Source organism: Synechococcus sp. H70.1 (assembly GCF_047502705.1).
Taxonomy (GTDB): domain Bacteria; phylum Cyanobacteriota; class Cyanobacteriia; order Thermostichales; family Thermostichaceae; genus Thermostichus.
On record NZ_JANSIV010000133.1, the window covers coordinates 8,216 to 11,331 of the forward strand.

Genomic DNA, 3,116 nt, shown 5'->3' on the forward strand with positions numbered 1-3,116 from the left:
TCTGCTTGGGGAGACAGGTTCAGAATCGCGTAGTAGTCCATGAGCGGTGGCAGAAGGGAACCTGGGCCAAAAGTCGGCTCCGACCCCTGACTCTGCCGCTGATCATAGCATGTCAACCCGGGCTGAACCAAGGGATCCTCTCGGCGCTAATGCAATTGAGATGCAAGCTTGTTGAGAATAGTTCTCATGGTCAAGGCTTGATGCTGCATTGACCCTGCTAGCTGAGCACCAAGAGGCCTCTTGCGTGCAGCTACTTCAGAGGCAGGGATCCAGTGCTAGACTTTGCCCAAGCTGTAAAGCCTAGACTTTGCCTATTCCTAACTTTAAGCTCTATTTCCCAGTAACTATGAGCGAAGTCCTGCACCGCGCCTTGGCCAATCAAGATCTGCAACAGTTGCTGGCTTACTTGCAGCAAGGGGCAGATGTGAATGCTCCCGATTGGCAGGGGGTTACCCCACTTCACAAAGCAGTACTCATCGGCAACCTGGAGTTGTTGGACTTGCTTTTGGCTTATGGCGCTTCTGTCCACTCGGTGGATTCCAGCGGGGCTACACCCCTCCATTTGGCTGCAGTCAGCGGCCAGGTGGAAGTGGTGGAGCGGCTTCTCCAGGCAGGCAGCGAGATCGATCTGCCAGATCGCCACGGATACACTCCTCTCCATCGGGCTGCCTTGGCCGACCAAGCAGAAGTTATCGGTCTGCTGATCCAAAAAGGGGCAAACGCTTGTAGAGTTCTCCACTGGGCTGCGGCTACGGGTAGGAAAAGCGTTCTAGCTCGCCTACTGTCCAAGGGAGCTCCAGTGGATGGAGCCGATGAAGCAGGGCGAACCCCTCTCCACGAGGCAGCCGCGCAAGGGCATTTGGGTATTGCTCGCTTTTTGATCCTGTACGGGGCCAATGTGAATGCCCGCAACCGCTTTGGAGCCACACCCATGCACTGGGCGGCTTGGGAAGGGCATGTTCCAATCCTAGAACTTTTGCTGCAGCATGGGGCCGAATTAAACCCCCGGAATCAGGAGGGACACACACCCTTAGCCTATGCGCAAAAGCGGCAGCACAGGCTAGCTGTTCAGTGGCTGCAAGACCGAGGCGCAACCCTTTAGTGTTCACGCCAAACAAAAACAAGAATCTGAAAGGGTGGTTGAGGGTGTAAAAGTGATCCCTAGCTCCCCTCTGGAGAGACGGGAAAAGGGGCTAGGGGTAAGAGCAAGGAATGCCTCAGTAAGGGATCCCTACTTCCTGGGAGACAGGAGATAAAGAGAGAAGACGTTCCGATCGCTTCGTCACGGTTAGCGTTCACGCCATCTAGTCACGCCGCTTCCGCTTGCTAGCCCGCCGACGCAAGCGCAATCACCCTCAACTGCTACCTCCTCCTTCAACACGGTGTTGGCGGCAAACCCCCCTCCCCTATCTTCAACTTTGAGGGGAAAGGGGATCCCTGCCAAACGCAGGATGGCCAGTTCCGCCGGCGCGGGATCCCCACTCTACCCAAGGCAAGAGAGGAAGACTGATGGATGGGACTCCACCCTGAGTGACAGTGTAGCGCTATTGAGATTAAGTTGCAATATATCCCCGGGACATAGCGGACCCTCTTTGACAGAGACTTGCATCAAACTGAGGGAGTCTGGTAGAGTGCTTAGCTAAAGTAGTTGGAAAAAATTTGCAGCTAGGTCTTTGCAGGTCGCGGAGGGTGAGCATGACATGGCAACGGGTGCAGTCAGGAGAGTGGTGTCGGCAGTTGGGGCAACTGGCGCCTCAGTGGTGGCTGGGGTGGAGTCCTGAGCAGGGCTTTCGGCTCTATCGCCAAGAGTCTCTACCTTCTCTGTCTGCTTTGCGGATTCGCTGTCAAGAGCGAGATGGCTGGCTGGATGTGTTTTTGGGAGAAGCGGAGCAGCATCCCCAGCGGCGGCACAGCCTCTTGGATGCAACGGCGCGGGTGGCTTTGCACTACTTGCCGGAGGATCTGGCCCAGCTGCGGTTTCTCCCGTGCCCGCACGAGCGCATTCCCCTGCAGCTTTGGCAGCACTTAACGCAGCAGCATAGCTGAGAACGGTTCCAAGGGTTCCCCTCTGCCACGGCAACAAGCCCTACTTTGCGCTTACCCAGCCAGGAGCCACAAGTTGCTCCGCCGCCTAGCCCCCTGCTGGGGTTTGCAGGCCCTCCTGGGCCTAGAAGCTAGCCTCCTCCTTTAGGAAGCTGGGAGTGCCATGATGGAGGGTAGTTACCCGCGCCTCTGCCTCCATGAGCACTGCCACTTTACCCCGTTATCGCTCTTCCCTGTCTCTGACCCGCACTTTGGCCGCCCTGGGTGGGGCATTGCTGTGTGGGATCCTGGTAGTGCGGCTCCAGCTGCCCATGGTGGAGCGGATCAACCTGGAGGCCATAGAAAATGCTGAGGTCCGCAAGAACCGCAACATCGCCCTGGCTAACACCCTGGGCTGGCTGGGCTACCGCAATCTGGGAGCTTCCTGGCTGTGGTTGGAGCTGATCCAGTACTACGGAGACGCTCCTGCCCGCGCCCAGACTGGCTATGGCCTTGCCTACGAGTACTTTGACCACATGCTGCGGCTGGATCCCTCTTTTTTCTTGGGCTACCGCTTGTCTAGCTTGGTGTTGGCCTATCAGGCCGGCCAGCCGGAAAAAGCTATTGAGATTTTGGATCGCGGCCTGCGGCAGTTCAATCCCCAGAACAATCCCGATGCCTGGAAACTCTACGTAGACCGCGCCTTGATCAATTTCATGTTTTTGGGGGATGCGGAAGCAGGTCGCAATGACTACTACCAAGCCGCAGCTTGGCGGGAACAGGTAGGCCTGCCGGGTGACGACTTTCGCCAGTTGGGGGACAACATTGCCCGCAGCCCTCTCAGTCGCCGTTCCCGCTTCGATGTCTGGCTGAGCGTGTTTAACGCCACCAGCGACCAAGACACCCGCTTGCTTGCCTTGGAGCAACTGGCGCAATTGGGCACAGTCCTGCGGACGCTGCCCACCGGAGAAATTGAAATTCTCCCGCCCCCCTTGCCCAATGGGATCGAGGAAGAGCCCTATCGCCTCCGCCTGTAAAATGCTGCTGCTCCCCCAAGTTAGTCAAAAGCCGGATCTTTGGGCAAGGAAAATTAA

The 3,116-nt window shown here is 57.3% G+C and carries 3 protein-coding genes; all 3 read left to right on the top strand.

Going from position 1 to position 3,116, the window contains the following annotated elements; all coding sequences use genetic code 11:
* Positions 1–346 precede the first annotated feature (346 nt).
* On the top strand, positions 347–1,102 hold the full coding sequence (locus NW827_RS09460; RefSeq protein ID WP_414503619.1) for an ankyrin repeat domain-containing protein: 756 nt from the start codon (positions 347–349) through the stop codon (positions 1,100–1,102).
* Positions 1,103–1,695: 593 nt separating this feature from the next.
* Positions 1,696–2,046: a hypothetical protein gene (locus NW827_RS09465; protein WP_414403589.1), complete on the top strand. Its 351-nt coding sequence runs from the start codon at positions 1,696–1,698 to the stop codon at positions 2,044–2,046.
* Positions 2,047–2,240: 194 nt separating this feature from the next.
* Positions 2,241–3,059: a hypothetical protein gene (locus NW827_RS09470; protein WP_414403590.1), complete on the top strand. Its 819-nt coding sequence runs from the start codon at positions 2,241–2,243 to the stop codon at positions 3,057–3,059.
* Positions 3,060–3,116 lie beyond the last annotated feature (57 nt).

Excerpts from the sequence above, each read along its gene's own strand:
- NW827_RS09460 (WP_414503619.1), top strand. The coding sequence starts at position 347 with ATGAGCGAAGTCCTGCACCGCGCCTTGGCCAATCAAGATCTGCAACAG.
- NW827_RS09465 (WP_414403589.1), top strand. The coding sequence starts at position 1,696 with ATGACATGGCAACGGGTGCAGTCAGGAGAGTGGTGTCGGCAGTTGGGG.
- NW827_RS09470 (WP_414403590.1), top strand. The coding sequence starts at position 2,241 with ATGAGCACTGCCACTTTACCCCGTTATCGCTCTTCCCTGTCTCTGACC.